This window comes from Streptococcus sp. HF-100 (assembly GCF_015594635.1).
GTDB classification, from domain to species: Bacteria; Bacillota; Bacilli; order Lactobacillales; family Streptococcaceae; genus Streptococcus; species Streptococcus vaginalis.
Genome location: NZ_JADNQV010000001.1, coordinates 431,788 through 457,324, shown reverse-complemented (window position 1 = coordinate 457,324; position 25,537 = coordinate 431,788). Strand labels below are relative to the sequence as shown.

Below are 25,537 nucleotides of genomic sequence, written 5' to 3'. Positions count from 1 at the left end.
TAGCTGTTCTATTTTAAAGTTTTGTAGAAAAGGTATGAAAAATCTCATGTTTTCCAGTTTTATGACTTTTCTATGACCTAAGGATAACTTTTTTGATAGAATACTAATATGATTTGTGAATGGAGGCTATATGTCAGAACAGATATACACAGGGCTTAGCCAACAAGAGGTTGAAGAACGAATTCAAAAAGGCTTAGTCAATAAAGTAACAGTTAGCACGAAAAAAACAACTTGGCAAATCATTCAGTCGAATGTGTTTACTTATTTTAATTTTATATTTTTTGTCCTTGCTATGTTGCTAGTTATTGTACAATCATGGAATAATTTACTTTTTTTACCTATTGTTATTATCAATTCTTTGATTGGAATTGTTCAAGAGCTTAGAGCGCGCAAAATATTGAGCAACATGCAGTTACTTCATCACTATACAGCGATTGCAGTGCGAGACGGTAAAGAAATCCAACTAGAGACAAAAGATTTAGTACAAGATGATATCGTTCTTTTCTCGGCAGGGGACCAAATCTATGCAGATGCTAAGATTGTATCAGGTGAATTGAAAGTCAATGAATCACAGTTGACAGGAGAAGCGGATGAAATAGCAAAGCAAATAAGTGATACAGTTATGTCAGGCAGTTTTGTAGTATCTGGTAAAGCCTATGCTCGCTTGGAAAAAGTAGGTGATGAATCCTATATCAATCAACTGACGTTGAAAGCAAAAGAAGTCTCTGGAAAAGAAGAATCTGAAATGGTACGTTCGGTCAATAATTTGGTTAAAGTGATTGGATTTTTGATTATTCCTTTAGGGCTTCTTCTATTTTTCCAAAGTTATGTGACCAATCACGAAAGTTTTCAAGTTAGTATTGTCTCCACGGTAGGAGCTATTATTGGGATGATTCCAGAAGGGCTTTATCTTTTGATGACTCTAGCGCTGGCTTTGGGAGCAGCTAGTCTAGCAAGACAGCAGGTTCTATTAAACAGTATGAAGGGGATTGAGTCTCTTTCTCGTGTAGATGTTTTGTGTGTAGATAAGACAGGAACCATTACGGAAAATACGATGAAAGTTGCACAAGTACTCTCTGTTCAGCAAGACAAGAATGCTTCGCAGGAAGCTCTTAAACAATATCTGGCAGCAAGTCCAGATGAAAATGAAACGATTGCAGCGATTCGAGACTTTTTTGTTTCAGAAGTAGTAGAAAAGGCTTGGACCGTAGTGAAGACCCTTCCGTTTAGTTCAAAGACCAAGTTTGGTGCTATTTCTTTCAAAGAAGGCAATTTTATTTTAGGTGCTCCAGAGTTTGTATTAAAAGAAAAGCTGGAAGAATATCGCAGCTATTTTCAACAATATGCAGAAAGTGGATCAAGGGTTCTTGTTTTTGCTGAATCAAAAGATCAGCCATTTACAGGTGATTTGACTCAAACAGTAGAACCCCTACTCTTCATCTTATTAGAAAATCCAATTCGAGAAAATGCAGCCGAGACCTTTTCATATTTTGATGTTCAAGGTGTGGAAGTCAAAGTTATTTCAGGAGATAATCCTGTCACAGTTGCTGCAGTGGCTACCAAAGCAGAGATTCCTCATGCTGAAAATTATGTAGATGCGCAAAACTTGGATACTGATGAAAAAATCACTCAAGCAGTTGAAAAATATACGGTCTTTGGTCGAGTGACCCCTCAACAGAAACAAAAATTAGTTCAAGCACTTCAAGCTAATCAACATAAAGTTGCAATGACAGGTGACGGTGTAAATGATATTTTAGCAATGAAGACTGCAGATTGCAGCATTGCTATGGAGTCAGGCAACGGTGCTACCAAACAGATTGCACAAGTTGTTTTGCTGGATTCTGACTTTTCGCATATGCCGCATATTGTGACAGAAGGACGTAGGGTTGTCAATAACATTCAGCGTTCCGCTAGTTTATTTCTTGTGAAAAATATCTTTTCCATTTCACTAGCTATTTTGTCCAGTTTGTTTGCTTTTACCTATCCTTTGCAAGCATCACAAGTTTCCTTGATTAGTGCGTTCACTATTGGTATACCAGGATTTATGTTAGCTTTGGAGCCCAACAAGCAGCGCATTCGAGGGCGTTTCATCAGAACGGTTTTACAGAATGCGATACCAGCAGCTTTTGTTGATTTATTGGCCGTTTTGATTGTCATGGCTTGTGGTCGGATTTTTCGATTATCCACGCAAGAAGTTGCGACATCATCTGTTATCTTATTAGCAGTGGTTGGTTTCATTATCATCATCAAGCTTATTCAGCCGCTCAATCGAATGAAAACCATTGTCGTACTCTTTAACATCATCGGCTTGGTGATTTCGGGCTTGTTATTTCACTCTATCTTTTTGTTATCCAAAATCTCACCGATTACCATTATCCTCACAGTCATTCTTTCCTTAATGTTAGAATCACTCATGAGATTGTTTCAATTCATAACAAATAAGTTATTTGCTCTATTTGATAAGTTCTCAACAAAATATTAAATATAAAAATATCGGAAGCAGATGAGTCTGTCCGATATTTTTTATTATTTTGTTAAAAATAAGCCAATCGCCATGGCGAGGTAGAGAAAGAAGGTCAAAATAAAACCAGCTCGCCAGAAAAATTTAAAGAACTTAGGATAGTAAAAACTGCGTTTAACTCGAAGAAAGTAGACAGTAATGGCAATTGCTAAGGCAGAAAGGGCTAATGCTAATTCTGGCAAGAAACTGTGGTAGAAAGCTCTATCAGAGATGACATAGAATTCTAACACAAAAAGTGGAAAAGCCAAATCTGCAAAATTCAAGCCAAATCGTTTCAAGCGAAATAATTTAGTAATAATAATGGTTAAAATAATAGTTAAAAAGATAAATAAAATAGATGCGATTTTTAATAATGTCATACACATATTTTACCACAAAAATCGAGAAAAATAGAGAATTTTTTTAGTATTTTTTCTTGCAATTTAGTCGTTTTAGTGTATAATAGAAAGGTATGCAAGAAGCATACTTGTGGGAGGTAAAAATCTTATATTACCGCCAAAACCACAAAGGAGGATTTAAAGATGGCTAAAAAAGTCGAAAAACTTGTAAAATTGCAAATCCCTGCTGGTAAAGCTACTCCAGCTCCACCAGTTGGTCCTGCGCTTGGTCAAGCCGGTATCAACATCATGGGATTCACGAAAGAGTTCAACGCTCGTACAGCTGATCAAGCTGGTATGATTATCCCAGTTGTTATCTCAGTATATGAAGACAAATCATTTACTTTCGTAACAAAGACACCACCAGCTGCTGTTCTTTTGAAAAAAGCTGCAGGTGTTGAAAAAGGATCAGGTACACCAAACAAAACAAAAGTTGCAACAGTTACTCGTGCACAAGTACAAGAAATTGCTGAAACTAAGATGCCAGATTTGAACGCTGCAAACCTTGAGTCTGCAATGCGTATGATCGAAGGTACTGCTCGTTCTATGGGATTCACTGTTGTTGACTAATCAATAACACCCAAACCCGCAAGACTTCATCATTTCGAGAAGGACGTGGGAGATGAAAATCGATTGAACCACTTACAAGGAGAATAGAAAATGGCTAAAAAAAGCAAACAACTTCGTGCTGCTCTTGAAAAAATCGACAGCACAAAAGCATACAGTGTAGAAGAAGCTGTAGCACTTGCAAAAGAAACAAACTTTGCAAAATTTGACGCAACTGTAGAAGTTGCTTATAACTTGAACATTGATGTGAAAAAAGCGGATCAACAAATCCGTGGTGCAATGGTTCTTCCAAACGGAACTGGTAAAACTCAACGTGTGCTTGTTTTTGCACGTGGTGCAAAAGCAGAAGAAGCAAAAGCTGCTGGTGCAGACTTCGTTGGTGAAGATGACCTCGTTGCAAAAATCAACGGTGGCTGGCTTGACTTTGATGTTGTAATTGCTACACCTGATATGATGGCACTTGTCGGACGTCTTGGACGTATCCTTGGACCACGTAACTTGATGCCAAACCCTAAAACTGGTACTGTAACAATGGATGTTGCAAAAGCAGTTGAAGAGTCTAAAGGTGGTAAAATTACTTACCGTGCAGATCGTGCAGGTAACGTACAAGCTATCATTGGTAAAGTTTCATTTGACGCTGATAAGTTGGTTGAAAACTTCAAAGCATTCCACGATGTGATTGCAAAAGCTAAACCAGCTACAGTAAAAGGAACTTACATAACAAATCTTACTATCACCACTACTCAAGGTGTGGGTATTAAGGTTGATGTTAACTCACTTTAATTTAGAATCTAAAACTCTATCTTCGGATGGAGTTTTTCTTTTGCAAAATCAAAAGCGTTGGATTGATGAAATTCATCGCTTTTTTATGCTTTGGATTTTTTGGCGAATACATATGTGAAATAGTAAACGAAAACCGGTAATGTTATATTTTCTTACATATTTTTATAAAAACTATTGCATGAATTTTTGTAAAATTGTATAATATAAAATAATTATTCCTAGTGGGAGGTTTCTCATGCTAACATATAAATCTATATTATATCAAGATAAGCGAGAATATAGCTATATTGATCTCGAAAAAGCTGCATTAGATATGGGTGGAGACTTAGACAATCTTCCTTATTCTATTCGCATATTATTAGAAAGTCTTTTGCGAAAAGAAGATGGCGATGTTGTAAGAAAACATCACATAGAGAATCTAATGCACTATCAAGCTGTTAAACCGAGAGGTGAAGTGCCCTTTAAACCAAGTCGTGTTATTTTACAGGATTTTACGGGAGTACCAGTTGTTGTTGACTTGGCAAGTATGCGCGATGCAGTTGTAACAAATGGGGGAGATCCAGAACTTATCAATCCTGAAATTCCTGTGGATTTAGTCATTGACCATAGTGTGCAAGTTGATTGTTATGGCTGTGAGACTGCTTTAGAAGAAAATATAACAAAAGAATTTTCACGTAATAATGAGCGGTATGAATTTTTGAAATGGGCTGAGCAATCTTTTGATAATTATCGTGCAGTTCCACCTGCAACTGGGATTATTCACCAAGTTAATATTGAATTCCTTAGTGATGTTGTTATTGAAAAAGACGGCATGCTTTATCCAGATTCAATGTTTGGAACAGACAGTCATACAACAATGATCAATGGAATAGGGGTTCTTGGCTGGGGAGTTGGAGGAATTGAAGCAGAGGCTGCTATGTTGGGAGAAGCTTCTTATTTTCCAGTTCCAGAAGTGATTGGTGTACGCTTAGTTGGGAAATTGCCTAAGATTGCAACGGCAACTGACTTAGCTTTAAAAGTCACGCAACGATTACGACAAGAAAATGTAGTTGGAAAATTTGTAGAATACTTTGGGGAAGGACTAGCAACACTTAGTTTGGCAGACCGCGCAACAGTTTCAAATATGGCGCCAGAATATGGAGCAACTTGCGGTTACTTTCCTATTGATGAAGAGACCCTTCGTTATATGCGATTAACAAATCGGAAAGAAGAACATATTGCGTTAACGAGCCTCTATGCTCAAAAGAATCATCTATTTTATGATGAAAAAGTGGAGCCAATTTATTCAAAAATTGTTGAGATTGATTTGTCCACCATTGTTCCAAGTATTTCTGGTCCCAAACGGCCACAGGATTTAATTGAATTGACAAATGCTAAGCAAGAATTTCAAGCGAGTCTTATCCGAGAAGCTGGTGTTCGAGGTTTTGGTTTGCCAAGAGAGGAATTGAGGAAGACAGCGACGGTATTGTTTGATGATTATGAAGAAGAGATTAAAACGGGTCATGTCGCTATTGCAGCAATTACTAGTTGTACCAATACCTCCAACCCATATGTCTTAATGGCGGCAGGCTTAGTAGCTAAACATGCTGTGGAAAAAGGATTGCGTGTTTCAAAGACAGTCAAAACATCACTTGCACCAGGCAGTAAGGTTGTTACGGCCTATTTGAAGGAGAGTGGTCTCCAAGTCTATCTGGACAAATTAGGTTTTAATGTTGTTGGATATGGCTGCACCACTTGCATTGGCAATTCTGGAAATTTGTTACCAGAAGTGGCAAAAGCAATTACGGATACGGATTTACTTGCTAGTGCTGTCCTATCAGGTAATCGGAATTTTGAAGGACGAATCAATCCTTTGGTTAAAGCAAATTTTTTAGCTAGTCCGCCACTGGTGGTCGCTTATGCTTTAGCTGGGAATACAAATATTGATTTAACAAGTGAACCGCTTGGATATGATAGGAATGGACTACCTGTTTACTTCATGGATCTTATGCCAAATCATGATTTGGTAGCAGACTATGTACAAAAATACGTTACCAGTAGTTTGTTTAAAAAAGAGTATGAGCATGTTTTTACTGATAGTGAAAAATGGAATCAAATTCCAACAACAAAGTCGAAAATCTATCACTGGAATCAAGCCTCTACTTATATACAAAATCCTCCTTACTTTGATGGCTTGGAAGATGATACAAACATTCAACCGTTGAAAAATCTAGCTGTTTTAGCAAAATTTGGAGATACGATTACGACAGATCATATTTCTCCAGCAGGAAATATTGCTAGAAATAGTCCAGCAGCATCATATCTAGAGGAACATGGTGTAAGCTATCAAGACTTTAATTCTTATGGTAGTCGTCGTGGGAATCATGAAGTAATGATGAGAGGCACCTTTGCCAATATTCGGATAAAAAATGAACTAGCAGCTGGAAAACTTGGTGGTTATACAAAATATAAGGGTGAATTGATACCGATTTATGAAGCTGCTATGTGTTATAAGAAAGAAAAAGTGGATACGATTATTTTGGCAGGTCGCGATTATGGTATGGGTTCTAGTCGTGATTGGGCAGCTAAAGGAGCAAATCTTTTGGGTGTTAAAGTGGTTTTAGCTGAAAGTTTTGAAAGAATTCATCGTTCCAATTTAGTCATGATGGGCATTCTTCCTCTTCAATATTTGGACGGCGAAAATGCTCAAAATCTTGGATTAACTGGAAAAGAAACGTTTGATATTCAATTGCCGAAAGAGCCACAGGTAGGACAAGTCATAACGGTTATTGCAAAAGAAGGCGATCGAATTGCACGATTTAAAGCACGTCTTCGTTTTGATGCAGACGCGGATATTCGTTATTATGAAAATGGGGGAATTTTACCAATGGTGGTTAGAAAGAAATTGCAAGAGGTAAAACAATGACACAAAGCAATGGTTTAAAAGATACGATTGCCTGTGAGACTCGTATCAGTCAGATTATAGATGATACTCTTTCTTATGCAGGCTATAATATTTCCGAATTGATGGAGAATAATGCAAGTTTTGAAGAAGTTATTTACCTACTTTGGAATTTGCATTTACCAACTCAGATTGAATTGAAACATTTTGTGAACGATTTACGTGCCAACTATGCCATTAGTGATGCGGTGGAACAATGTATTCTCATCCAGTCGCGCAAGCATCTGCATCCAATGAGTGTATTGCGTTCTACAGTTAGTCTTTTAGGAGTCTATAATATCCATGCTGAAGAGACGTCTCTAGAAGCAACTTATGAACAAAGTATTCAATTGATGGCTAAGATTCCAACGATTATTGCAACATTTACAAGGTTGAGATCGGGGCAAACTCCGATTGAACCGAGAAAAGATTTAGGATTTGCAGCGAACTTTTTATATATGTTAAATGGGCAGGAACCATCAGAATTAGAAATTCGAGCTTTCAATCGTGCTTTGGTTCTTCATGCAGATCACGAGTTAAATGCTTCAACTTTTGCAGCGCGGGTCTGTGCTTCCACTTTAACCGATATTTATTCTTGTGTGACGGCGGCAATCGGCGCTTTAAAAGGGTCACTTCATGGAGGTGCCAATGAATGCGTCTTTGACATGTTAAAGGAAATTAAAGCAGAGGGAGATACGAATGCATATTTGGATCGAAAATTAGCCTCACATGAAAAAATCATGGGCTTTGGTCATCGTGTTTATAAAACACAGGATCCTCGTGAAAAATATTTGCGAGAAATGGCAGAGGAATTGACAAAAGGAACAGAAAAAGAAATTTGGTACCAGATTTCAGAAGAAATCGAACGTTATATGAAGCACACCAAGCATTTAATACCGAATGTAGATTTTTACTCAGCAACGGTTTATCATGTTTTAGGTATTGACAGTAGTATCTATACATTGATTTTTGCAATGAGTCGGGTGTCTGGCTGGATTGCCCACATTCAAGAACAGCGCAAAAATAATAAGTTGATTAGACCTCGCTCTCATTATGTTGGCGCTCAAAATTTACATTATATTCCTATTGGGAGGAGATAAAATGGCAGAAAGAATTCGTCTTGTGAATAAGAAGTTGCTAGTTCCAGATAATCCCATTATCCCTTATATCGAAGGTGATGGAATTGGGCATGACATTTGGAAAAATGCACAGCTTGTCTTGGATAAAGCGGTGGAGATAGCTTGTGGAAGCAGTAGAAAGATTTTTTGGAAAGAGATATTGGCGGGAGAAAAAGCCTTTCGTTTGACAGGAAAATGGTTGCCAGAAGAGACTTTAACGACAATCCAGCATCATTTAGTTGCGATTAAAGGTCCTCTTACAACTCCTGTTGGTGGTGGCATTCGGTCTTTAAATGTTGCCTTGCGTCAAGAACTAGATCTCTACGCTTGTGTACGTCCCGTAAGGTATTTTGCGGGCGTTCCTAGCCCACTACGACATCCTGAAAAGACGAATATGACAATTTTTCGTGAAAATACCGAAGATATTTATGCAGGAATTGAATGGGAAGGTGAGTCTGATGAGGCTCAACAAGTGATACAATTTTTACAAAAGGAAATGGGAATTGATAAAATTCGTTTTCCGAAGACGAGTGCTATTGGCATTAAACCAATTTCACGCCAAGGAAGTGAACGGTTGATTCGTGCAGCGATTCATTATGCTCTATCTGCCAATGTAAAAAACGTAACTCTGGTTCATAAAGGGAATATCCAAAAATTTACAGAAGGTGGTTTCAGAAAATGGGGCTATGAGCTTGCCGAGAAGGAGTTTGCAAAGGAATTAGCAGCTGGGCAATTGATTGTGACAGATGTGATTGCAGATAATTTTTTACAACAAATTCTATTAAATCCTGAAAAATTTCAAGTAGTAGCTTTGACAAATTTGAATGGGGATTATGTTAGTGATGCTCTGGCTGCTCAAGTCGGCGGAATTGGTATTGCTCCTGGAGCTAATATCAATTATGAAACAGGTCATGCTATTTTTGAAGCAACGCATGGAACGGCTCCTGACATTGCAGATCAAAATAAAGCAAATCCTTGTTCACTTTTGTTGTCTGCCTGCATGATGTTTGATTACATTGGGTGGTCCGAAGCTGCGCAAGTTATTATAAAAGCGATTGAAAAAGCGTTAGCACTTCAAAAGATGACAGATGATTTTGCTAGTCAGATAGAAGGTGTTCCTGCGCTTTCAACGAGTGATTTCACTCAGGTTTTATTAGATTTTTTAGCTTAGGTTCTGATTTTTACATATGAAACAAACGGCAAAGAAGCTGAGACAAAAGTTTCTGATTTCAATATTCGTTGCATAATGAATGAACGACACCATAGCTGGTTGCTCAAATAGCATAGCAAACTATCTTCTCCCTTTTATCGAAATTTTTATTTTTTAAAGAATTTGACTATATAAAAATCTCAAAATATGGTAAAATAGTACAGATAAAATAAGGAGAATAAAAATGGTAGCCCCGAAATATAAACGTATTTTAATCAAATTATCAGGTGAAGCTCTTGCTGGTGAGAAAGGTATTGGAATTAACATTTCAACCGTTCAAAAAATGGCAGAGGAAATCAAGGAAGTACATGATTTGGGTATTGAAATTGCCCTTGTTATCGGCGGTGGGAATCTCTGGCGTGGAGAGCCTGCGGCAGAAGCAGGAATGGATCGTGTGCAGGCTGATTACACAGGAATGTTAGGAACAGTCATGAATGCCTTGGTCATGGCGGATTCACTTCAACAAGTGGGTGTGGATACGCGAGTACAAACAGCGATTGCGATGCAGCAAGTAGCAGAACCTTATATTCGTGGACGCGCTCTGCGACACTTGGAAAAAGGACGTATCGTTATTTTCGGTGCTGGAGTTGGTTCTCCCTACTTCTCAACAGATACAACAGCTGCCCTTCGTGCGGCTGAGATTGAAGCTGATGCGATTCTTATGGCAAAAAATGGTGTAGACGGCGTTTATAACGCTGATCCGAAGAAAGATAAGACTGCGGTGAAATTTGATGAATTAACCCACCGTGACGTGATTAACAAAGGTCTTCGTATCATGGATTCAACGGCTTCAACTCTTTCAATGGATAATGACATTGACCTTGTTGTCTTTAATATGAACGAACCTGGTAATATCAAACGCGTTGTCTTTGGTGAGCAAATCGGAACAACCGTTTCAAATAATGTAGAAAAAGAAGAGGAATGATTTATGGCAAATGCAATTGTAGAAAAAGCGAAAGAAAGAATGACACAGTCACACCAAAGTTTGGCGCGTGAATTTGGCAGCATTCGTGCTGGTCGTGCGAACGCCAGCCTTTTGGATAGGATTTCAGTTGAGTACTACGGAGTGGAAACTCCGCTCAATCAAATCGCGTCTATCACGATTCCTGAAGCGCGTGTTCTTTTGGTGACGCCATTTGACAAATCTTCTATCAAAGATATTGAGCGCGCACTCAACGCTTCTGATCTTGGTATCACCCCTGCAAGCGATGGTACGGTTATTCGTTTGGTCATTCCTGCTTTGACAGAAGAAACTCGCCGTGACCTTGCTAAGGAAGTGAAGAAGGTCGGCGAAAATGCTAAAATTGCTATTCGTAATATCCGCCGTGACGCTATGGATGAAGCTAAAAAGCAAGAAAAAGCAAAAGAAATTACTGAAGATGAATTGAAAACACTTGAAAAAGATATTCAAAAAGTGACAGATGAGGCTGTTAAGCATATTGATGATATGACTGCCAGCAAGGAAAAAGAATTGATTGAAGTGTAAGCTTTTCTCTGTATGTAGTAAAAAATAGAAAGCAAGGAGGGGGGACGAAATCAGTCGTTTCCTAGAAACTTGATTTCGTCCCACTTCCGCAAAGTTGAGTAGGGCTGTAAAAGTTGATTGATTAACGAGTTAGAGCCCACTCAGCAGTGATTGATTAGGCACTAAAGTGCCAAATAATTGTGCATGGGAAACTCTAATTGACTAAAGTCAACATAGTTTCTCCAAATCACTGCGTCTTAGAATGATAACTATATAAACAAAGGAAGCTGAACACTTTTGTTCCAGCTTCTTCTTTTGAAGTAGGAAGAAAGTTTCATATCGGCTTCGAACGATAGAAAGATAAAAAATGAATACAAATCTTGCAACATTTATAACAGGTCTTGTAACCGATGAAAATGATCGTTTTTACTTTGTCCAAAAAGACGGGCAGACGTATGCTTTAGCTAAAAAAGAGGGGGAGCATCAGCTGGGCGAATCGGTCAAGGGCTTTGCTTACAGCGACATGAAGCAGAAACTTCGCTTGACGACTCTTGATGTAACAGCGACCCAGACGACTTTTGGCTGGGGAGCAGTGACGGATGTTCGTAAGGACTTAGGTGTTTTTGTTGATACAGGACTTCCAGATAAGCAAATTGTAGTGTCTCTCGACATTTTGCCAGAAATAAAAGAACTTTGGCCTAAAAAAGGCGACCGCCTCTATATTCGTTTGGATGTAGACAAAAAAGACCGCATTTGGGGGCTTTTGGCCTACCAAGAAGATTTCCAGGAATTAGCTCGTCCAGCCTATAATAACATGCAAAATCAAAATTGGCCGGCTATTGTTTATCGTTTGAAGTTATCTGGAACCTTTGTCTATTTGCCTGAAAATAACATGCTGGGCTTTATCCATCCCAGCGAGCGCTATGCTGAGCCGCGTCTGGGCCAGGTATTGGATGTGCGTGTCATTGGTTTTCGTGAGGTGGATAGGACTTTGAACCTTTCGCTCAAACCACGCTCTTTTGAAATGCTGGAAAATGATGCTCAGATGATCCTGACTTATCTGGAGACTAACGGTGGCTTCATGACCTTGAATGATAAGTCAGCTCCAGAGGATATTAAGGCGACTTTCGGCATTTCCAAGGGACAGTTTAAAAAAGCCCTGGGTGGCCTCATGAAAGCTGGTAAGATTAAACAGAACGCAACTGGGACGGAGTTGATTTGAGATACCAATTTGCTTTGCTTTCGAGATTTTTGGTAAAATAAAAAATATGAATCAAATAAACCTCATAAAAGGAGGCCGTTGTGTTAGCGATTGAAGAGATTAAAACAGTAAATCTGACAAATTTACCTAATCTGACAATTTTGACTGGTGATGATACAGGACAATTTGAATGGATGAAATCACAATTTTTACGTCAAATTCAATACGATGCTGCAGATTTAAATATGACTTACTTTGATATGAAAGAAGCCGTTTATCCAGATGTGGAGATTGATCTAGTGAGTTTGCCCTTCTTTTCTGAAGAGAAGATCGTCATTTTGGATCATTTTTTGGATGTGACAACAGCTAAAAAATGCTATTTGACGGATGATGAGCTAAAATCTTTTGAGCAATATTTGGAAAATCCTGCAGATACGACAAAATTAGTCATTTTTGCAGAAGGGAAGTTAGACAGTAAACGGCGAATTGTAAAATTGCTCAAGCGAGATGGTAAAATTTTTGAAGCAAGTGAGCCAAAAGAGCAGGAGCTGCGGGCATACTTTAGTAAGTTGGCTCAGGAACAAGGATTAGAATTTAGTTCACCAGTTTTCGAGGAATTGTTTGTCAAATCCGGCTTTGATTTTAGTGAAATTAGTAAAAACTTAGCTTTTTTAAAGGATTATAAAAAAGATGGCATCATTACAAGCGATGACATTGCTGAAGCAATTCCAAAAACTTTACAGGATAATATTTTTGATCTTACCCAGATGATTTTGCATCAAAAGGTAGATGCGGCAAGAAGCCTGGTGCGAGACTTGACATTGCAAGGTGAAGATGAAATCAAGCTGATTGCGATTATGTTGGGCCAGTTTCGTATATTTGCACAAGTGAAAATCCTCTTTGAAAATGGACGTAATGAAAGTCAGATTGTAGCAGACTTGTCCAGTTATTTAGGACGAAAGGTGAATCCTTTTCAAATCAAATATGCCTTACGTGACATGCACTCATTATCTTTAGAATTTTTGAAAAAGTCTCTATCTTGCTTGATTGAAACAGATTACCAAATCAAGTCTGGAGTTTATGAGAAGGGCTACCTCTTTGACTTGGCTTTATTAAAGATTGCTACCCACAACTTATAAGCAAATAAGTTGAAAATTTTGTAGGTCTACGTTATCATTTTCATATAAAATGAAAAAGGGGAACAAACCAATGGCAATTATTTTACCTGATTTACCTTATTCTTACGACGCTTTGGAACCATATATTGATGAAGAAACGATGCATTTACATCATGACAAACACCACAATACTTATGTCAATAATGTAAATGCGGCTCTGGCAAAACACCCTGAAATCGGTGAGGATTTGGAGCAACTTTTGTCAGATGTAGAAACCATTCCAGCGGATATTCGTCAAGCTGTTATCAATAACGGTGGTGGTCATCTCAACCACGCGCTTTTCTGGGAATTGATGACGCCAGAAAAGACAGAGCCGTCAGCAGCATTAGCAGCAGACCTTGAAGCAACATTTGGTTCATTTGAGGATTTCAAAGCAGCATTTACAACAGCTGCGACAAGTCGCTTTGGTTCAGGTTGGGCTTGGCTCGTGGTCAATCCAGACGGCAAATTGGAAGTTATGTCAACTGCTAACCAAGATACACCAATCTCTGAAGGAAAAACACCAATTTTGGGAATTGATGTTTGGGAACATGCCTACTATGTGAAATATCGTAATGTTCGCCCAGATTACATCAAAGCCTTCTTCTCAGTTATCAACTGGAATAAGGTTAATGAATTGTACGCAGCAGCAAAATAAGGTGTGCAATGAGATAGAAAAAACGAATCTGCTAAGGTTCGTTTTTTCTGTTATAGTAAAATAACCTATAAATTTCTTCCAAATAAAACCAGATTTGTTGTTTAAGGAATTTCAGAGAATGATCATTGGTTCGATCAATGACACCGAAAACAAGATAGTGATTTCTAAACAGCAGTTCATAATCAATATGCTCTCCAATAAGGATAATTTTTCCCATTTTATCATATTTCCGGATTGTTTCAATTCTTTTGGTGGCATCTTCAAATGAGAAAAATTTGGATTGTACTACAAAATAAGTAGTCGGGCGAAAAGTTCGCTGCGCAGGATGCGTCAATCGCAGCTTTATTTTAAAGAATTGATGGATTGTTCGAAGATAGAGAGCCGTAAAATAGAGAGAAATAGAGCTAATAAAAGAATAAGGTTGAATTTGAATCATTATTTTTCCTCCTGGTTTATATCCTACCATATCAAATGAAAGATAACTGAGCAAATCCTGAACGGTATGTATAATGTCCTGAACAGCATTTTTGAACCATTCAGGCCATTATACATACCGTTTAAGATTTTTGTAATTTATTTAAAAATATTTTGGGATAATCATATTATAACGATGAAAGGGCTTATTCTATCAGATGATTATTTTAGATAAATTTTTCAGTCCGTCAGCGACAGTGCTATTAAGACTAGAAAAATTTCAAAATTGGGGAAATAGCAATGCCACAGCACTGTTTATTCTTTTTTTATCACTCAGCTATTTATTTATCCATTCTATTCCCATATTAAGTATTCTACTAACCAGCTTTGCTTTTAGTATGATGATAAGTTATGTTTTAATAGATGTTTATCTCAAATTACGTGTCTACTATTACCTACGTAAAAAATAATCCGAGTTTATTTTAGAAAGGAAATCATTGTTGTGAATGTTAAGAAAACATTTGTTCCTCAAATAGATGCAAGAGATTGCGGTGTCGCTGCGCTTGCTTCCATTGCAAAATACTATGGTTCAGACTACTCTCTTGCACATCTGAGAGAACTTGCTAAGACAAGTAAAGAAGGGACAACGGCTCTTGGAATTGTTCAAGCAGCGCAAGAAATAGGTTTTGAGACACGACCGATTCAAGGGGATATGTCTTTGTTTGATATGGAAGCTATTCCCTATCCTTTTATCGTTCATGTTCAGAAAAAAGGTAAACTCCCACATTATTATGTTATCTATAAAAATACGAAAAAAGGTCTGCTAGTTGGAGATCCTGATCCAAGTGTAAAAATAACCAAGATCTCAAAAGAAACATTTGCAACAGAATGGACTGGTGTTGCTATTTTTTTAGCACCAGAACCTAGCTATAAACCACATAAGGATAAGAAAAATGGTTTGATAAGCTTAATTCCTCTTATTTTTAAACAGAAAATGCTGGTCACCTATATTGTTTTAGCTAGTTTGCTTGTGACACTCATCAATATTGTTGGATCTTACTACCTACAAGGAATTTTAGACGAATACATTCCAAATCAAATGAGATCAACTCTTGGAATAGTGTCTATTGGTCTGATTATTACTTATATTTTGCAGCAAATGATGAGTTTTTCCAGAGATTACTTATTGATTGTACTTAGTCAGCGGCTGACCATCGATGTGATTTTATCATATATTCGACACATTTTTGAATTACCGATGTCTTTTTTTGCTACGAGACGCACTGGAGAGATTATTTCTCGTTTTACAGATGCTAATTCCATTATTGATGCTCTCGCTTCTACAATACTTTCACTCTTTCTTGACCTTTCTATTTTGATAATAGTAGGAGGGGTATTATTATTACAGAATACCAACCTTTTCTTCCTCACTCTGCTTGCTATTCCTATCTATACGGTGATTATTTTTGCTTTTATAAAGCCTTTTGAAAAAATGAATCATGACGTCATGCAAAGCAATTCTATGGTAAATTCTGCTATTATCGAAGATATTAATGGCATTGAAACGATTAAATCTTTAACCAGCGAAGAAACTCGTTACCAAAAGATAGACAGCGAATTTGTAAATTATTTAGATAAATCTTTTACGCTTAGTAAATATTCCATTATGCAGACAGCTCTCAAACAAGGAGCACAATTTATTTTGAATGTTGTTATTCTATGGGTTGGAGCATCTCTGGCTATGTCTCAAAAAATTTCGATTGGACAGCTGATTACTTTTAATGCACTCCTTTCGTATTTTACAAGTCCACTTGAAAGTATCATCAATCTGCAAACTAAGCTGCAGTCGGCTAAGGTTGCTAACAAGCGGTTGAATGAAGTTTATCTGGTAGAATCCGAATTCAAAACCAAACAAGTCATTACAGAGAAAAATTTCTTGGCTGGTGACATTACTTTTCATGATGTTTCTTATAAATATGGCTTCGGACGAGATACGTTATCGGATATTAACTTAACAATAAAAACAGGAGATAAGGTGAGCTTAGTCGGCATCAGTGGTTCGGGAAAGACAACACTTGCCAAAATGATGGTTCATTTTTATGAGCCTTATAAAGGGCAAATCCGTCTTAATGGAAATGATCTTAAAATGATTGATAAGAAGACGCTTCGTCAATATATCAATTATTTACCACAACAAGCCTATATTTTTAGTGGTTTCATCTTAGCAAATCTTACATTAGGGACGAATCAAATATTTTCTCAAGAAGAGATTATTCGCGCTTGTGAAATTGCAGAAATTCGTTCGGATATTGAACAAATGCCTATGGGATATCAAACAGAATTGTCCGATGGAGCTGGTCTATCAGGTGGACAAAAGCAAAGAATTGCTCTAGCACGCGCCCTCTTAACAAAGTCACCAATTCTTATTCTTGATGAGGCAACGAGCGGATTGGATGTTTTAACTGAGAAAAAGGTCATTGACAATCTGATGGGCTTAAAAGACAAAACGATTATTTTTGTTGCTCATCGTCTCAGCATTTCAAAGCGGACAAATCAAGTGATTGTTCTTGATAAAGGACAGATTATTGAAACTGGTTCCCACACTAAATTGATGGAAAGAAAAGGTTTTTATCATCATTTATTTAGCAAATAAGGAGTGAATTATGAATCCCAATCTGTTTAAAAGTGCAGAATTTTATCATCGAAGATACCATAACTTTGCGACCGTTCTTATTCTTCCTTTGGTATTGTTCGTTCTATTTCTGGTTCTTTTTTCTTTTATCGGTCAAAAGGAAGTGACTATCAAATCTATCGGTGAAATTACACCAACGAAAGTCATTGCTATGATCCAATCAAGCAGCAATAATACGATTTTGATTAACCATTTAGCCGAAAATAAGGCAGTCGTAAAAGGAGAGTTGTTGATTCAATATGCAAAAAATATGGAAGTCTCTCAACAAACAGCTATTAAAACTCAACTTGCAACTTATCAACGACAAAAAGTTGGCATAGAAACACTCAAATCGAGTTTGCATCAAGGGATAAATCTTTTTTCGGGTGAAGATGAATTTGGCTATGCTAATACTTTTAACAATTTTATCAAGCAATCGCAGGATCTATCATTAGGAATTTCAAAAAGCAATATCGAAGTCAGTAAACAAGCTTCTTTGGCTCATAACACAATTGCTGCGATTGATCAGCAAATCAATGATTTAACAAAACAGATAAATGATTATCGTGAACTGCATCAGGTCATCTCGGAGAATGCTTCACATTTACCAAAGAGTAATCCACATCAGACAACATTCAACATGTATAAGAAACAGTATCAAGCTAATCCAGATACTTCCCTCACAAATCAGTATTTGTCTCAAATTGATACCAATATATCCAATTTAAACTCTTCCATTGCGAATCTAAAGATTCAAAAAGCTGGTACTGGAACTGCGGCGACTTATGACAATAGTCTTTCTACGAAAATCGAAGTACTCCGCACACAATTTATCCAAACGGCTGACCAACAGTTAGCAACCCTTATGACCCAAATCACTGATTTACAGAATCAATTGAATCAAGCAAATGTCCAGCTTCAAAACAATAGATTAGTCGCTCCCGAAACAGGTGTTCTGCATATTAGTGAAAAGTTAAAAGGGAACAACTTATTACCTAAAGGAACTGAAATTGCCCAAATCTATCCAGATATCACCAAAACAAACGAAGTCCTTATCGCTTATTATGTGCCTTCGACCTATATGACCAATTTAAAAAAAGGACAAACCACTCGTCTAACTTTAGAAAAAATTGGAAAGCAGTCCATCACCATTATCGGAAATATCAATAAAATTGATACTTCCGCTACTGAAACAAAACAAGGAAACCTTTTTAAAGTAACTGCCAAGGCTAAAATTTCTAAGTCCAATGGACAAGTGATCAAGTATGGTCTACAAGGAAGAGTAACTATTGTCATTGCGAAAAAATCATTCTTTGATTACTACAAAGACAAACTGTTGAACAATGTCGAATGACCGTTTAGGACGAAATCACTACCGTTTAAGATTTAACGATTCATTATTCAACAGTTGGGTTATAATAAATATATCAAAAAGGAGGTTCTATTATGGATAAAAAACAAACATTGGATCATTTTCATACACTTACAAGTCAAGAACTCGAACAAGTTGTCGGTGGCGGCTGGTTGGAAGACTTATTTAGTCCTTATTTAAAAAAGTATAAATTAGGCAAACTTGGACAACCTGATTTAGGATAACATAAAAACCATTACTGTACTTGATATTACAGCAATGGTTTTCTTTAATTCAGATGAATCTCAAGGACATGCTGGAAACGATAATTTTGACTAGCGCTAGTAAGAGAAACATTTGGATATCGATCCAGAATTGCTAAGACATTTGATAATCCAATTCCTCGCCCAGATCCTTTAGAACTAACTCCCGCATCAAAAATATAAGACATGTCTATATGCTCTTCTTTTATAGCATTTTCAATGGAGAATACCTGCTTGTTTTCTGACAAAACATAAGCAATCGTCATAGTTGGAGTGGCAGCTTCAATCGCATTATCACACAAAATGGAGACAATGGTGATAAAGTCAACTAATTCCATTCCTTGTGGACAAATATCTTCTGGAACCTCCAATGAAACGGATACATTATGCTCTTGAGCTTGTGCAAATTTAGCAGCTAGCAGGCTTTTTAAGGCATCGTTTTTGATATGGACTAACCGTCCAATATCATACTTGGGATTGCGAAAACGCTTATTGGAATCTTTCAAAACAGAATGATAGACATTCTTTACAATACCTATATCATTTTGCTCAATTCCTAATTTCAAGGTTGTTAAAATATTAGCGTAATCATGCCGAAAGCTCCGAACTTCTGTGTACAATTCCTCAATGTGATGACTGTAGTTTTCCAAGTTTTTTAACTGTAAATCTTTTTGAAGTATTAAATCACTTTGGATTCTCTCCCGTAAATGACGGTCTAAATAATTGGCAACACTCACAAAAAGGATAAGATAAAGAACTACTAAACTTTCTCTAAAATTTAGTGTCTGTAAGTTATTCTCATTTTCTAAATAAGATAGAACTTGAACAATAAGATGATAAATAATCATGCTGATATTTACAAAGATGATAATTTTCTTATCGTTGTGATTAATTTTTTGAGATTTTAATGTCTTAAAATTATATTGAATTAAACGCAAAAAAAGTAATACTATCAGCGTCGCCATAATTGAGGTGACAATCGGACCAAATAAACTTTTATTGAGTCTTTCTACACTAAAACTAAATAAAGGAGATATGAAAAAAATAATCAAGCGTTGAATTAAATTCCATAGTGTGATTGGAAAAAGTCCGTAAAAAATTTTTAACGTTTTGTTGTAAGATTTTCCAACAATCCAAGAAAAAATTAAAAAATAAGTTGGACCTATCAGATAAGAAAATAAATTATTTGGAATAAAAGAAAAAATTATACTATAAAATAAGTTAGCTAGAATTGCTATTAGATATGTTCTAGTTATTAATTTTTGTCCACTAATGTAGGAAAAAAGAAACAACAATAAAAACATGTCTACGATAATCAATGATAATTGCACCATAATATCATTCCCTCCGGTGCAGGGCTGCAATAGCTTCTGTTAGCCCTTTTATTTTTGATCTAGAAACAAGACAAGTAGCACCATTCTGGAAGTGAAGGATATGATTTACTTTATCCACTTGATGGACATTAGCTGGGTTAACAACAAAGGAACGATGACATTGGTAGAACCGTTTTTCTTTTTTTAACATATCTGAAAGATTGGCAGTAAATTCCGTACGCCCTCTATGTGTGTAAAGTACTAAACGGTGAGGGCGAGAGGAAGTTTCGATGTAAAGAATATCTTTAAACGGCACTTGTATTTGTGTATGAGGTGTTTCAAAGAGAAGAGAATCGTCTGCCAGGCCTTTGCCTGTTAGGTTTTCAGTATGTAGCAGCGCAGTTTCGATCCGTTTTTTAAAAGTTTCTTTTGATAACGATTTGTTAAGATAGTCAAGGGCGCCGACTTGCAGTTTAAACGCTGCCGGCATCAATTCAGAGTGACTGGTTACAAAGACAATAATGGCATAAGGATCTATCTCGCGTATCTTTTTGGCGACGTCTAAGCCCTTTTTTTCTTCAGTTTTGATTTCAATATCCAAAAAGAAAACCTGATGGCTTCCTTTCTCAGATATGGCTTCTAGTAATTGTTTAGGTTTTCCAAAAACTTCAAAATGGTGATATTGAAGACGATGTTTTTCGATAATTTTTTCAACAATAGTCTCCATATAATATTGTTGAGTAAGATCATCTTCTAAAATAAAAATATTCATTTTCATAATGTTCCCGATTGATAAAATATGTAAGAATTATGTGTAATTCTAGTATTCATTATATAAAAAGGATTGGAAGTTCACAAGAACAAAATATAAAAATATTCGATAGATTCAAAAAATAAACAAACTGATAACACTTTATAGCTATCAGCTTGTTTTTGCTTACTAAAAAAAGAAATGAAAATAAATCCAATTATAAATGATATACCAGATAGAGGCTATGAAAGTATATAAATTCCACAATACATGAAAGAGCATCTGAAGTCGGATGTTTTGACTATAACGGTAAAATAGAGATAATGCCAATCCACTTAAAAAGTAAAAACTGAGATTGACCCAGTCTCTCTGAAGTAAGATCATGTGTCCTAACGTAAATAGACTAGCAGAAAGCAAGACGTCTAAATAATAGTTTGAATTGGTAAAGAACCGAGACATGACATACCCTCGATAAAAAAGTTCTTCTATAATTGGACTAATCAATACCGTTATGAGAATACTACAAATATCAAAAATTTTTCCTCCACTCCAGATACCAACCTTACTGTAAAGTTTGGCATTCATAGTCGTTCGCGCCATATATTGCACCAAGTCTTTCCTTATGTCTGCCAATAAGAAAAAGATGAACAGTAAAGCAAGAAAAGCTACAATGTCGCGTTTATGGATTTTCTTCCTTTTAAAAATAGAGTGTAAATTTGCTCGTTTCAAGAGATAAAGAATGAAGAACAGCATTAATATCTCTTGAATCAACACCATAACACCAACTGCTGCCAAATTCCACTGAAACAAAATAGCAATATGAAGGGCTAAAGTTTCTGGAAAACCTGCCAGTAAAATAGTAAAAAGTATTATAAAAATGAGTGAAAATGCTAATTTCTTCATCGTATCTCCTATTTTGAGGTAACCTTATATTCTTATTCTACAAAATTTTTATAAAAGATTTCATTGAAATCCCAAATGATAGCTTTGGTGTCCTAAATGGTTAAAAATACGATTCAGGATGTCAGAAGTACCATTCAGGATTTATAAATTTATAAAATATATTATATGCTATACTAAATTTGTCAGGTTGCAACAGGACAAAAATATGAAAATAAAAAGGAGGTATTCATCATGAATACAAAATCACTCGAAAAATTTGAAGTACTGAACTCTGAAATGCTGGCAAGTGTTGAAGGGGGGGAAATAGGAGCTGGGGAAGCAGCACAGGCATTGGCTGTTTGCACAGTAGCAGGTGGAACGATAGGTAGTGTTTTTCCTGGAGTTGGAACTGCTGTAGGTGCTATTTTAGGGGCACAGTATTGTACAGGAGCTTGGGCAATTATTCGAGCTCATTAAGGAGGTTAAAAAGGAACAAATATGAAGAATACACAGAGAGTAATAATAACAATGCTGATATCTATTATATTAATTACTATAGTAGGAATGTATTTTAAGATTAGAGCGATTAACATACTAAAGCTTAGTCTTTCTAGTTTGGTATTAGAAATATTAATTCATTATTTTGCATACAAACAGAATAGACCTGAAATTACTTTATCAAAAACTTTTGATTTATACAAAAAGTTTGTTAAAAAAACATTGCTGATGTTTATTGTTATAATTACATTTGTTGGTTATAAAATTTTCTTCTCAGATATTCCTAATATTTTGTCCTTTTTCTATTGTCATATTATTGTTGTATTTTATACTGTTGGTTATATTTTGTATTTAAATAATAATATATTAAAAAATGAAAGAGAGTGAGAATTTTATGTTAAATCTAAAAGGTGAAGTTGTAAATGAGCTATCAGATGTTCAGCTTTCTGAAATTAGTGGTGGAGGTTCAGGATATTGTAAGCCTGTTATGGTAGGAGCAAACGGTTATGCATGTCGCTATAGTAATGGCCGATGGGATTATAAAGTTACTAAAGGAATATTTCAAGCAACTACAGATGTTATTGTTAAAGGCTGGGCAGAATATGGTCCGTGGATTCCAAGACATTAACAAGTCTTTTAAAAGCGAATATAAAAATTAGATTGTTTTAGGAGTAATATTATGGGAACTTTAAGATGGTTTGCTGGTGGGCAGGAAAGAAGAGAACGAGCAATTTTTCTTATCAACCAAATGTTTTCTGAATTTGATAGTAAAAACGCGAATCCACTATATCAAGTGCTGGATTCTTATCGAACAGAATTGAAGTTTGATGGAACATCTACACCTTATATATTGAATCGTATGAATATTGATATTTCTAAAGTACTTTTAAACAATAATATACGACTGTCAAGTACTGAATCAAGTCAGTTAAAGGAGCTGAGGGCTTTGTCTCATATTAGAATAATCTAGGTATTTGTGTGGATTGATAATTAGCTTCTATATAAGACCACTGAAAAGATTGGTACTGGACATGGTATAATAAAAGTGGACACAAAATTGTGTGGAAAATAGGATAGTAGCATATCAAGAAAGATTTTCGATAACATCTGGGAGGGTGTAAATGAAAGCGATTTATAAAAATAAAATAGCTGATGTTTGGAAAATTAGCAGAGAAGCTGAACAACCTGATTGGGTGAAAGAAGCGTTTGCTAAAAATTACTTGTATTGGTTGGATGATCATCTTCGGATTTTAATGGCTGGTCTGAATCCTTCTACTGTGGAGAATTTAAAAATTGGTACAGTTGGAACAATAGGCGGTGGATTTGCAGGTTATGGTATGTATGTGTTGGGCTATATTGGTGATTATTTGGATATAAGCAATCATCGGGTAGTTTCTCAAAAAACATTTGAAAAAGAATACCGTATTCTAGAGAGTTTGTAGATAAATAAATTGATTTTTCTGACCACTTTTATAGCATTTCTAAAAAGGCTCTAAGTTATAATTCACTTAGAGTCTTTGATTTTTAGCAGACTAATTTGGAACAATCACTATTCAAGACGTCAGAAGTACCATTCAGGATTTGCAGATTTATAAAATATGTCGTGTGCTATACTAAGTTTATTAAGTTGCAACAGGTTGAAATTATTAAAATAAAAAACAGGTATTCATCATGAAAACAAAAACATTGGAAAAATTTGAAGTACTGAACTCTGAAATGCTGGCACGTGTTGAAGGGGGAGGTTGTAATTGGGGTGATTTTGCAAAATCGGGTATTGCTGGTGGTGCGGGTAATGGATTGAGATTAGGAATCAAGACCATAACATGGCAAGGAGTAGTTGCAGGAGCTGTTGGGGGAGCTATTATTGGTAAAGTTGGTTATGGAGCTACTTGTTGGTGGTAAGTGAAATGGGGGAATAAATGTTTGATATAAAAAGTTTCGCACTAGGTTTTATCACTATGATGATATTAACTTGGTTAGATAAACCAATTATTTACTTTCTGGATAAATGTAAGAAAATCTCAAAAAAATAAGATGATGATAAAATTTTTACTAATTAGTTTATTATATTTACTGGTTCTCTTGATAATATATTTTGTAACTTCACATAAGAAATTTATTATCATTCTTTCATTTCTATCAGTATCCTATTTGTGGTATATTTTCGTTCATATTTTAAATATTTAAGAAAATTTATCATTTGATATTGAAAATTATCGACAGGAAGACAGCGCGTTTGATTTCCTGTTTCTTACTTTTTACCATTCAGGCTATCAGAGCTACCTTTTAGGATTTTCGAAGATGAAACTGAAATAGTTACCTTATACTGTAAATAGAACATAAAGGAGTTTAAAATGATGAAAAAACAATTATTAAAATCACTTTTATTTAGTTCGGTGTTATTGCTTGCTTTTGGAAATAACATAGTTTTTGCTGATGGGGTTCATAAAGAGGAACATCAACGCACAGCTATAACTGAAATAGTGTCTGAAGGTTCGACAGGAGCTGTTGTTAAAAATGACACAAATCAAGACTCAATTGCGACAGATACGAAACCTGTAAGGATGCCAGCGTCAAAGGAAGATACAGCTGTAGAAAAGGAAAACTTGACAAAGAATAAATCTGCTTCTACTTCAAACAAAACTTCTGCAGCAAATGGCATTCCAAATTCTCAAGACTCAAAAGAGGTTGATGTTGCTACTTATCGTGAGAATATAGCTGAACTTCCCAAGGCTACGATAAAAGATGTTTATTCAGCTTTTACTTCGGATAATAAAGAACATACGATTTATGTAGGACGGGAAACTTGTTATTTTTGTCGACAATTTTCTCCTGAACTAAAAAAGTTTAATCAATTAACAGGTGGAAAATTAGAATACTATAATACAGATGGTGAAGATTTTGATGAACATGCAAAAGAATTTTTATTTAATACAGTTGGTATTCCTGGTACCCCAACGATACTCTATCTTAAAAATGGTACATTAACTTCCGGTTGGGTCGGTGGAGGTATCACTGCTCAAGAACTCTATGATTATCTGTATTTTCATAAAGCACCGGCAGGCAAAAAGCAAGAAGATAACCCTCAACATCAAGAGAATAAAAATGATAAAAAAGTTAAACAAAGCCAAGCACCAGCTTCTATTGACTTAAAAAACAATGAGGAATCCTTACCAAAAGACGTTAGTGTCAGTTCAGAGTCAAATAAAGAAGATGCTAGGAATCAAAATTTAACGCCATTAACAAATAGGCAAATTAAATATACTCAAAATAACATGCAATTATCCAAAACTGGCATCAAAAAGAGTAAAGGATTATTCCGATTTGGGTTGGCAATGGCTCTTCTTACATTATCATTTTATCTAGGGATGAGAAAAGGATTGAATGATAGAAAATGCTATTGAATCATCATTAGTA

At 35.9% G+C, this 25,537-nt stretch carries 26 protein-coding genes; 21 read left to right on the top strand and 5 right to left on the bottom strand.

The annotated features are described in order from the left end of the window. Positions 1-130: 130 nt before the first annotated feature. Entirely contained in the window at positions 131-2,482 is a 2,352-nt protein-coding gene (locus IYQ23_RS02135; protein ID WP_195673930.1) for an HAD-IC family P-type ATPase, read from the top strand. A gap of 44 nt (positions 2,483-2,526) precedes the next feature. On the opposite strand, the gene IYQ23_RS02130 is transcribed toward IYQ23_RS02135, so the two are convergent. Further along, positions 2,527-2,880 (bottom strand): DUF3397 family protein, encoded by a 354-nt coding sequence (locus IYQ23_RS02130; protein ID WP_018543434.1) that lies wholly within the window; start codon positions 2,878-2,880, stop codon positions 2,527-2,529. A 162-nt stretch (positions 2,881-3,042) separates the two neighbouring features. On the opposite strand from IYQ23_RS02130, the gene rplK reads away from it, so the two are divergent. The 10 genes from rplK (at position 3,043) to IYQ23_RS02080 (ending at position 13,977) form a co-directional block, all read left to right on the top strand. Beyond that, on the top strand, positions 3,043-3,468 hold the full coding sequence (gene rplK, locus IYQ23_RS02125; RefSeq protein ID WP_003025466.1) for a 50S ribosomal protein L11: 426 nt from the start codon (positions 3,043-3,045) through the stop codon (positions 3,466-3,468). A gap of 90 nt (positions 3,469-3,558) precedes the next feature. Then, positions 3,559-4,248: a 50S ribosomal protein L1 gene (gene rplA, locus IYQ23_RS02120; protein WP_003025463.1), complete on the top strand. Its 690-nt coding sequence runs from the start codon at positions 3,559-3,561 to the stop codon at positions 4,246-4,248. A 235-nt stretch (positions 4,249-4,483) separates the two neighbouring features. Next, positions 4,484-7,153, top strand: coding sequence for an aconitate hydratase AcnA (gene acnA, locus IYQ23_RS02115; protein WP_195673929.1), 2,670 nt, complete (start codon positions 4,484-4,486; stop codon positions 7,151-7,153). Further along, positions 7,150-8,268 carry a citrate synthase gene (locus IYQ23_RS02110; protein ID WP_003025458.1) on the top strand — a complete coding sequence of 373 codons (1,119 nt, stop codon included), beginning with the start codon at positions 7,150-7,152 and terminating at the stop codon, positions 8,266-8,268. Before acnA ends, IYQ23_RS02110 begins: the two co-directional genes overlap by 4 nt. Next, positions 8,255-9,457 (top strand): NADP-dependent isocitrate dehydrogenase, encoded by a 1,203-nt coding sequence (icd, locus tag IYQ23_RS02105; protein ID WP_195673955.1) that lies wholly within the window; start codon positions 8,255-8,257, stop codon positions 9,455-9,457. The genes IYQ23_RS02110 and icd overlap by 14 nt, the downstream gene beginning before the upstream one ends. 223 nt (positions 9,458-9,680) lie before the next feature. Next, complete coding sequence (gene pyrH / locus IYQ23_RS02100; RefSeq protein WP_003025453.1) at positions 9,681-10,421, top strand: UMP kinase; 741 nt, start codon at positions 9,681-9,683, stop codon at positions 10,419-10,421. Positions 10,422-10,424: 3 nt separating this feature from the next. Continuing rightward, positions 10,425-10,982 (top strand): ribosome recycling factor, encoded by a 558-nt coding sequence (gene frr, locus IYQ23_RS02095; RefSeq protein ID WP_003034284.1) that lies wholly within the window; start codon positions 10,425-10,427, stop codon positions 10,980-10,982. A gap of 346 nt (positions 10,983-11,328) precedes the next feature. Beyond that, the gene (gene cvfB / locus IYQ23_RS02090) at positions 11,329-12,183 is read left to right on the top strand and encodes an RNA-binding virulence regulatory protein CvfB (protein WP_195673928.1); all 855 of its coding nucleotides are present in this window, start codon (positions 11,329-11,331) and stop codon (positions 12,181-12,183) included. A gap of 80 nt (positions 12,184-12,263) precedes the next feature. Then, the gene (holA, locus tag IYQ23_RS02085) at positions 12,264-13,301 is read left to right on the top strand and encodes a DNA polymerase III subunit delta (protein ID WP_195673927.1); all 1,038 of its coding nucleotides are present in this window, start codon (positions 12,264-12,266) and stop codon (positions 13,299-13,301) included. A 70-nt stretch (positions 13,302-13,371) separates the two neighbouring features. After that, complete coding sequence (locus tag IYQ23_RS02080; RefSeq protein WP_195673926.1) at positions 13,372-13,977, top strand: superoxide dismutase; 606 nt, start codon at positions 13,372-13,374, stop codon at positions 13,975-13,977. A gap of 31 nt (positions 13,978-14,008) precedes the next feature. On the opposite strand, the gene IYQ23_RS02075 is transcribed toward IYQ23_RS02080, so the two are convergent. Next, a complete protein-coding gene (locus IYQ23_RS02075; protein WP_195673925.1) occupies positions 14,009-14,413 on the bottom strand; it encodes a hypothetical protein in 405 nt (134 codons plus the stop codon). 480 nt (positions 14,414-14,893) lie between these two features. Here IYQ23_RS02075 and IYQ23_RS02070 point away from each other — a divergent pair, with 480 nt between their 5' ends. The 3 genes from IYQ23_RS02070 to IYQ23_RS02060 all read left to right on the top strand — a co-directional run bounded on the left by IYQ23_RS02070 (position 14,894) and on the right by IYQ23_RS02060 (position 18,658). Next, positions 14,894-17,044, top strand: a complete 2,151-nt coding sequence (locus IYQ23_RS02070) for a peptide cleavage/export ABC transporter (RefSeq protein WP_195673924.1) — start codon at positions 14,894-14,896, stop codon at positions 17,042-17,044. A 10-nt stretch (positions 17,045-17,054) separates the two neighbouring features. After that, positions 17,055-18,416: a bacteriocin secretion accessory protein gene (locus tag IYQ23_RS02065; protein ID WP_021001448.1), complete on the top strand. Its 1,362-nt coding sequence runs from the start codon at positions 17,055-17,057 to the stop codon at positions 18,414-18,416. A 92-nt stretch (positions 18,417-18,508) separates the two neighbouring features. After that, positions 18,509-18,658 carry a ComC/BlpC family leader-containing pheromone/bacteriocin gene (locus IYQ23_RS02060; RefSeq protein ID WP_003025431.1) on the top strand — a complete coding sequence of 50 codons (150 nt, stop codon included), beginning with the start codon at positions 18,509-18,511 and terminating at the stop codon, positions 18,656-18,658. 44 nt (positions 18,659-18,702) lie between these two features. Here the strand turns inward: IYQ23_RS02060 and IYQ23_RS02055 are convergent, their stop codons facing one another. The 3 genes from IYQ23_RS02055 to IYQ23_RS02045 form a co-directional block, all read right to left on the bottom strand. Beyond that, positions 18,703-20,010, bottom strand: a complete 1,308-nt coding sequence (locus tag IYQ23_RS02055) for a sensor histidine kinase (RefSeq protein WP_003025428.1) — start codon at positions 20,008-20,010, stop codon at positions 18,703-18,705. Positions 20,011-20,014: 4 nt separating this feature from the next. After that, entirely contained in the window at positions 20,015-20,761 is a 747-nt protein-coding gene (locus tag IYQ23_RS02050; RefSeq protein WP_195673954.1) for a response regulator transcription factor, read from the bottom strand. Positions 20,762-20,929: 168 nt separating this feature from the next. Next, the gene (locus IYQ23_RS02045; protein WP_195673923.1) at positions 20,930-21,643 is read right to left on the bottom strand and encodes a CPBP family intramembrane glutamic endopeptidase; all 714 of its coding nucleotides are present in this window, start codon (positions 21,641-21,643) and stop codon (positions 20,930-20,932) included. Positions 21,644-21,874: 231 nt separating this feature from the next. On the opposite strand from IYQ23_RS02045, the gene IYQ23_RS02040 reads away from it, so the two are divergent. The 7 genes from IYQ23_RS02040 to IYQ23_RS02010 all read left to right on the top strand — a co-directional run bounded on the left by IYQ23_RS02040 (position 21,875) and on the right by IYQ23_RS02010 (position 25,524). Then, positions 21,875-22,099: a Blp family class II bacteriocin gene (locus tag IYQ23_RS02040; RefSeq protein ID WP_195673922.1), complete on the top strand. Its 225-nt coding sequence runs from the start codon at positions 21,875-21,877 to the stop codon at positions 22,097-22,099. Between the two features lie 87 nt (positions 22,100-22,186). Further along, complete coding sequence (locus IYQ23_RS02035; protein WP_195673953.1) at positions 22,187-22,507, top strand: hypothetical protein; 321 nt, start codon at positions 22,187-22,189, stop codon at positions 22,505-22,507. A gap of 7 nt (positions 22,508-22,514) precedes the next feature. Next, complete coding sequence (locus tag IYQ23_RS02030) at positions 22,515-22,748, top strand: garvicin Q family class II bacteriocin (protein ID WP_003025420.1); 234 nt, start codon at positions 22,515-22,517, stop codon at positions 22,746-22,748. Positions 22,749-22,799: 51 nt separating this feature from the next. After that, a complete protein-coding gene (locus IYQ23_RS02025) occupies positions 22,800-23,090 on the top strand; it encodes a bacteriocin immunity protein (RefSeq protein ID WP_003025419.1) in 291 nt (96 codons plus the stop codon). Positions 23,091-23,241: 151 nt separating this feature from the next. Beyond that, entirely contained in the window at positions 23,242-23,562 is a 321-nt protein-coding gene (locus IYQ23_RS02020) for a hypothetical protein (protein ID WP_003025418.1), read from the top strand. A 229-nt stretch (positions 23,563-23,791) separates the two neighbouring features. After that, positions 23,792-24,022, top strand: coding sequence for a Blp family class II bacteriocin (locus tag IYQ23_RS02015; RefSeq protein ID WP_021001454.1), 231 nt, complete (start codon positions 23,792-23,794; stop codon positions 24,020-24,022). A gap of 452 nt (positions 24,023-24,474) precedes the next feature. Further along, on the top strand, positions 24,475-25,524 hold the full coding sequence (locus tag IYQ23_RS02010) for a thioredoxin family protein (protein ID WP_195673921.1): 1,050 nt from the start codon (positions 24,475-24,477) through the stop codon (positions 25,522-25,524). The last annotated feature ends 13 nt before the right edge of the window (positions 25,525-25,537 follow it).

Excerpts from the sequence above, each read along its gene's own strand:
- acnA (WP_195673929.1), top strand. The coding sequence starts at position 4,484 with ATGCTAACATATAAATCTATATTATATCAAGATAAGCGAGAATATAGC.
- IYQ23_RS02025 (WP_003025419.1), top strand. The coding sequence starts at position 22,800 with ATGGGAACTTTAAGATGGTTTGCTGGTGGGCAGGAAAGAAGAGAACGA.
- IYQ23_RS02055 (WP_003025428.1), bottom strand. The coding sequence starts at position 20,010 with ATGGTGCAATTATCATTGATTATCGTAGACATGTTTTTATTGTTGTTT.
- IYQ23_RS02130 (WP_018543434.1), bottom strand. The coding sequence starts at position 2,880 with ATGACATTATTAAAAATCGCATCTATTTTATTTATCTTTTTAACTATT.
- IYQ23_RS02035 (WP_195673953.1), top strand. The coding sequence starts at position 22,187 with ATGTATTTTAAGATTAGAGCGATTAACATACTAAAGCTTAGTCTTTCT.
- IYQ23_RS02110 (WP_003025458.1), top strand. The coding sequence starts at position 7,150 with ATGACACAAAGCAATGGTTTAAAAGATACGATTGCCTGTGAGACTCGT.
- IYQ23_RS02020 (WP_003025418.1), top strand. The coding sequence starts at position 23,242 with ATGAAAGCGATTTATAAAAATAAAATAGCTGATGTTTGGAAAATTAGC.
- IYQ23_RS02045 (WP_195673923.1), bottom strand. The coding sequence starts at position 21,643 with ATGAAGAAATTAGCATTTTCACTCATTTTTATAATACTTTTTACTATT.
- IYQ23_RS02015 (WP_021001454.1), top strand. The coding sequence starts at position 23,792 with ATGAAAACAAAAACATTGGAAAAATTTGAAGTACTGAACTCTGAAATG.
- IYQ23_RS02010 (WP_195673921.1), top strand. The coding sequence starts at position 24,475 with ATGATGAAAAAACAATTATTAAAATCACTTTTATTTAGTTCGGTGTTA.
- rplA (WP_003025463.1), top strand. The coding sequence starts at position 3,559 with ATGGCTAAAAAAAGCAAACAACTTCGTGCTGCTCTTGAAAAAATCGAC.
- IYQ23_RS02030 (WP_003025420.1), top strand. The coding sequence starts at position 22,515 with ATGTTAAATCTAAAAGGTGAAGTTGTAAATGAGCTATCAGATGTTCAG.
- IYQ23_RS02135 (WP_195673930.1), top strand. The coding sequence starts at position 131 with ATGTCAGAACAGATATACACAGGGCTTAGCCAACAAGAGGTTGAAGAA.
- pyrH (WP_003025453.1), top strand. The coding sequence starts at position 9,681 with ATGGTAGCCCCGAAATATAAACGTATTTTAATCAAATTATCAGGTGAA.
- IYQ23_RS02080 (WP_195673926.1), top strand. The coding sequence starts at position 13,372 with ATGGCAATTATTTTACCTGATTTACCTTATTCTTACGACGCTTTGGAA.
- IYQ23_RS02075 (WP_195673925.1), bottom strand. The coding sequence starts at position 14,413 with ATGATTCAAATTCAACCTTATTCTTTTATTAGCTCTATTTCTCTCTAT.
- IYQ23_RS02065 (WP_021001448.1), top strand. The coding sequence starts at position 17,055 with ATGAATCCCAATCTGTTTAAAAGTGCAGAATTTTATCATCGAAGATAC.
- IYQ23_RS02050 (WP_195673954.1), bottom strand. The coding sequence starts at position 20,761 with ATGAATATTTTTATTTTAGAAGATGATCTTACTCAACAATATTATATG.
- rplK (WP_003025466.1), top strand. The coding sequence starts at position 3,043 with ATGGCTAAAAAAGTCGAAAAACTTGTAAAATTGCAAATCCCTGCTGGT.
- cvfB (WP_195673928.1), top strand. The coding sequence starts at position 11,329 with ATGAATACAAATCTTGCAACATTTATAACAGGTCTTGTAACCGATGAA.
- IYQ23_RS02040 (WP_195673922.1), top strand. The coding sequence starts at position 21,875 with ATGAATACAAAATCACTCGAAAAATTTGAAGTACTGAACTCTGAAATG.
- frr (WP_003034284.1), top strand. The coding sequence starts at position 10,425 with ATGGCAAATGCAATTGTAGAAAAAGCGAAAGAAAGAATGACACAGTCA.
- IYQ23_RS02060 (WP_003025431.1), top strand. The coding sequence starts at position 18,509 with ATGGATAAAAAACAAACATTGGATCATTTTCATACACTTACAAGTCAA.